This is a genomic window from Intestinirhabdus alba (assembly GCF_009711095.1).
GTDB lineage: Bacteria > Pseudomonadota > Gammaproteobacteria > Enterobacterales > Enterobacteriaceae > Intestinirhabdus > Intestinirhabdus alba.
This window is the reverse complement of record NZ_WMJZ01000078.1, coordinates 1-4,478: the sequence shown is the minus strand read 5'-3', so window position 1 is coordinate 4,478 and position 4,478 is coordinate 1. Positions and strand designations below refer to the sequence as shown.

Below are 4,478 nucleotides of genomic sequence, written 5' to 3'. Positions count from 1 at the left end.
ATCCGCGACAGGAAAGTGCCAGTGCCCTGGGGCTGAAGGTTTCTCAACTGGGCGTACAGTATCGATGCCCGATAACGGCGCTGGCGTTAAACGATGAAGTGGGCGTGGTGCAGGAGCTGAACAACGGCCGGCTGCAGATTGTGGAAGCCACCCGGCTATATATTGAACAACCCGCTATTTTCCACAGGCATATCATTTCAGAGTCTGTTATCCAGTATCTCGATAAAATTAAGGCCGATATTGCGGCGGTCAGCCAGCCCCGCGTCGGGTTCAACGGCCCGGCTATTGGAGGGAAGGGGCCAAAGCCGATGTCGAAAGAGGAAGCGGCGGCAGAGACGTTCGCGAAACAGTATGCGCGCCTGCTGAAAAGCTATGACGAACCGGCCAGGGCCGCTTTTGCGAAACAGTTTGAGTACAGATTAGCCAGCTCACAGGAACGAATTGAGACCATAGATAAAGACCTCGCGGCCTGGTATCAGGCGGAGTCCTGGCTGAAAACAATCACATATGATTATGCGCCGGACAGCAGCGCGGTGGGCTGGGATGCGCAGATGAAAACTATTGCCGGGTGCGTTCAGGGCGGCGCAATGAGTAAGGCAACAGAAGATGTCTGGCTTGTATGGCTGAAAAAGCCGGACTCTCCCGCGTATCTGGGTTTTACCGGGATGAACACTTCCCTTCTGGGAGCCGTATTCAGCGGCGCGAATGTCTTTGGCAACCTCAAAACGGCGGCGACCATTGATGAATTCGGCATGTATCTGAAAGGAAAGGCCCTCAGACAGGGCTGGGCTGCCAGAATACTGGCGGTGTCAGCGTCAGTCAGTCGCCTGGGGCGGGCGGTGGATGCGGCAACCCGGAAAGGCTATCTGGCCATGACGCAGGCGGCGATGCTGACGGCAGGGGAGTCCATCGTGATGGTGCGGTATCAGACCACGCTGAGGAAGTTAAAACGAAAGCTGAAATATGACGCCGCGCTCCGCCAGGCGCTGGCGAAAAATAATATCACCTTTGAGAAGAGCGGAATCGAGGGGCTCAGAGGCGGCAGTGCGGTGGTGGTGGATGAACTGATGGGGATCCGGGGTAAGGCGCTGGACACCCCCGTTATAATAGAACAAAGCCTCCCCGGTACGCTGGAGGAGATACGGGCGAAGCTCCCCGGTATCAATGTGACGAAAGCGCCCTTTAATAACCCGGCAATGCTGGGCGATATTGAGGAGCTGTTTATCTCCGATTTGTCGTTACAAGGGAAAGGAACGACCGGACCCGTGGTGAGGGCGAGCTATGCGCAGCTGGCGGCGTGGAATGAACGGGGAATGCGTCTGATTAGCGGCGACAGCGCGGGTCTGATTATGGGGGCCGGGTTAATGGCCCTGCAGATGGCGAACTGGACGGATCTTATCGACCGCCTGCACACCTCGGTGGGAACCGACCTGGATGTGATTGCGGATATCTCCATCAGCAATCTGTTGTTTATTGAAGGATTTTCGGAGCTGTCGGGGTTTGCATGGAAACTGATGATAAAACAGAACTGGGTGGTGCTGAGTAAGGCGCAGCAGGTGCCGGGACCGGTGAGATTTGGGGCGGTGCTGGGAGGGATTGCGGCGATAGTGGATGGGTTCAGGAACTGGATACATGCTTTAAAATCCTTTAACGCTGGAGACTACGCTGCCGGTGGATATTATACGGCATCAGCTTTGGCTGCTCTTGTCGGTGGAGGAATCGGGGCTGGCTATGGGTTTGCAGGCAATTTTGCCTTTACCAGCGCGCGTTTTCTGGGACCTGTTGGATGGGCGGCGGTACTGATTATCGCCGGTATTATGCTGGCTTACAGGGCCAGCGAGCTGCGAACGACGGCGTTTGAAAAGTGGCTGCGTCGCACCTGTTTTGGTCTCCGCGACCACAATTTTACCGGTGTGGTCTGGAACGCCGACAGCCTGGATGACCTGGCCGAGGCGGTGGTGGAGTACCGGGCTATCCGCAGCGGTATGGTGGCGGACGTGGCCTTTGCCTCAGCCCTGGACATTTTTACCGGCAACCCGACCGTGCAGTCAGAGGATTATTGCCGGGTGGACTTCCGGGTCAGCATGCCGGGCTGGGTGAAAGGCAGCGGCGGCTGGTCACTGACTCTGACGGGTAATAACAGACAACTGTTCTCTCAGTCAGACAGCGCCCCCGGACTCGATGACCATTATCAGCTAACCGGCCCGGAGGGATATTATAAATACCAGCTGCGCGTGGATGGTGAGGCAGGTGCGGATGAGAATGCTGAAGGGCCACAAACCCTGAGTATTATGGTCAGCGTCTGGGTGGTGAAAAACGGAACGCCGGAGGTTACGCTGGTGGCAGAATACTGGCCGGATAAAGCGGAGCCGGAATATAAGCTGGGTCTGACGATTAACGCGAAACAGGACTGAAGCATTATGGGCAAAATTAAAAGGCGTCTTCAGCATCTCCGCCGGCCGGTTCGCCCCCGGCTAATCCCGCCGGTCAAAGGCTGGGATGAGGACTTACCGGATTCAGCGGACGAGCNCAAAGGCTGGGATGAGGACTTACCGGATTCAGCGGACGAGCTAAGAACGCCGCCGCAGCTGCTTTATGTGAATGAGATAAATGATATCTGGATGGAAATTCCACGCTATGTAAATCATGGATGGTCTGGATTATGGTTTGTTAGCATCGTTACATTATTTTGCTTTTGCTATTTTATTTTTTCCCCCTATGTCGTTTCTGATATGCTTTCTGGAGTTTCGGGGTTCATTTTTTATTTCGCCCTTTTCTTCTTATTTTTTTTATTCGTTCTTTTCTGGTTCAGAATGGTTTTATTCGAACCCCGCGGCGCGCCCTTGCGCTTTAACCGCAAGCGCCAGAAAGTCTACGCCTATGAATATCAGCGCGGTATCTGGCCCTGGAAGCGCTGGCCGGTGAAGGTCAAGGTGTTTGACTGGGCGGATATTCATGCAGAACGGGTACAGATGGCGGGCCACGCCGACTGGGGGCACCGTATATACTGCGCGGTCTGTAAACCGGGGACGTTTGAAGTGGTGGACCGGTTTATTCTGACGTGGACGGTGGGGAGTATATTTCAGGCTTACGGATTATGGAGTCACTGCTGCCACTATATGGAAGGCAAACCCGTTCCCAGAAATCCGTTGTGGACGGAGCGTCCCCGCAGCTGGACGCCGTTTAATACCGTCCGCTGGCCGGAAGAGATTGACCGGGAATCGCGCACGGCACCGGATTGTCAACCGGGTGCGGCGTCCGGCGCGGAACAGGAGTGAAGCCTTATGGGAAAAATAAAAAGGCGTCTTCAGCATCTCCGCCAGCCGGTTCGCCCCCGGTTAATTCCGCCGGTCAAAGGCTGGGCTGAGGACCTGCCGGATTCTGCGGATGAGTTAAGAACGCCGCCGCAGCTGCTTTATGTGAACGAAATAAACGATATCTGGATGGAAATACCGCGCTATGTAAATCATGGATGGTCAGGATTATGGTTTATTAGTATTATTTTATTATTTTGTCTTTTGTGGTATTGTTTTTTTCTTTTAATTCCATCCATTATTTTTAATGGGTTTGTTGGGGTGTTGGAGTTTTTTATATTATTTTCCTTCGTTCTTTTCTGGTTCAGGATTATTTTATTCGAACCCCGTGGCGCGCCCATACGCTTTAACCGCAAGCGCCAGAAAGTCTACGCCTATGAATATCAGCGCGGTATCTGGCCCTGGAAGCGCTGGCCGGTGAAGGTCAAGGTGTTTGACTGGGCGGATATTCATGCAGAACGGGTGCTGATGGCGGGCCACGCCGACTGGGGGCACCGTATATACTGCGCGGTCTGTAAGCCGGGAACGTTTGAAGTGGTGGACCGGTTTATTCTGACCTGGACGGTGGGGAGTATTTTTCAGGCTTACGGCCTGTGGAGTCACTGCTGTCACTATATGGAGGGCAAACCCGTACCCATAAATCCGCTGTGGACGGAGCGTCCCCGCAGCTGGACGCCGTTTAACACCGTCCGCTGGCCGGAAGAGATTGACCGGGAATCACGCACGGCGCCGGATTGTCAACCGGGCGCGGCGTCCGGCGCGGAACAGGAGTGAAGCCTTATGGGAAAAATTAAAAGGCGTCTTCAGCATCTCCGCCAGCCGGTTCGCCCCCGGTTAATTCCGCCGGTCAAAGGCTGGGATGAGGACTTACCGGATTCAGCGGATGAGTTAAGAACGCCGCCGCAGCTGCTTTATGTGAATGAGATAAATGATATCTGGATGGAGATCCCACGTTATGTAAATCATGGGTGGTCTGGATTATGGTTTATCAATATTGTTTTGCTTTTTTGTTTTTTTGGTTATTGCTATTTTCTTTTGATTCCATCCATTATTTTTAATGTGTTTATTGGGATAGCAGAATTTATTTTATCATTATCCTTTGTCGTTTTCTGGTTCAGAATTATTTTATTCGAACCCCGCGGCGCGCCCTTGCGCTTTAACCGC

At 53.6% G+C, this 4,478-nt stretch carries 3 protein-coding genes and 1 pseudogene; all 4 read left to right on the top strand.

Annotated features, from left to right (window positions below; translation table 11 throughout):
* The coding region (locus tag GJV78_RS23140; RefSeq protein WP_167519713.1) for a hypothetical protein at positions 1-2,414 on the top strand (2,414 nt) is incomplete at its 5' end.
* Between the two features lie 207 nt (positions 2,415-2,621).
* A complete protein-coding gene (locus GJV78_RS22320; RefSeq protein ID WP_230979222.1) occupies positions 2,622-3,278 on the top strand; it encodes a DUF6708 domain-containing protein in 657 nt (218 codons plus the stop codon).
* A 297-nt stretch (positions 3,279-3,575) separates the two neighbouring features.
* The gene (locus tag GJV78_RS23870; RefSeq protein WP_230979221.1) at positions 3,576-4,088 is read left to right on the top strand and encodes a DUF6708 domain-containing protein; all 513 of its coding nucleotides are present in this window, start codon (positions 3,576-3,578) and stop codon (positions 4,086-4,088) included.
* Between the two features lie 6 nt (positions 4,089-4,094).
* Positions 4,095-4,478: pseudogene (locus tag GJV78_RS22310) on the top strand (DUF6708 domain-containing protein); the annotation flags it as partial.

What these genes read in the sequence shown, in the direction of transcription:
- GJV78_RS22320 (WP_230979222.1), top strand. Translation starts at nt 2,622, where the DNA reads ATGGAAATTCCACGCTATGTAAATCATGGATGGTCTGGATTATGGTTT.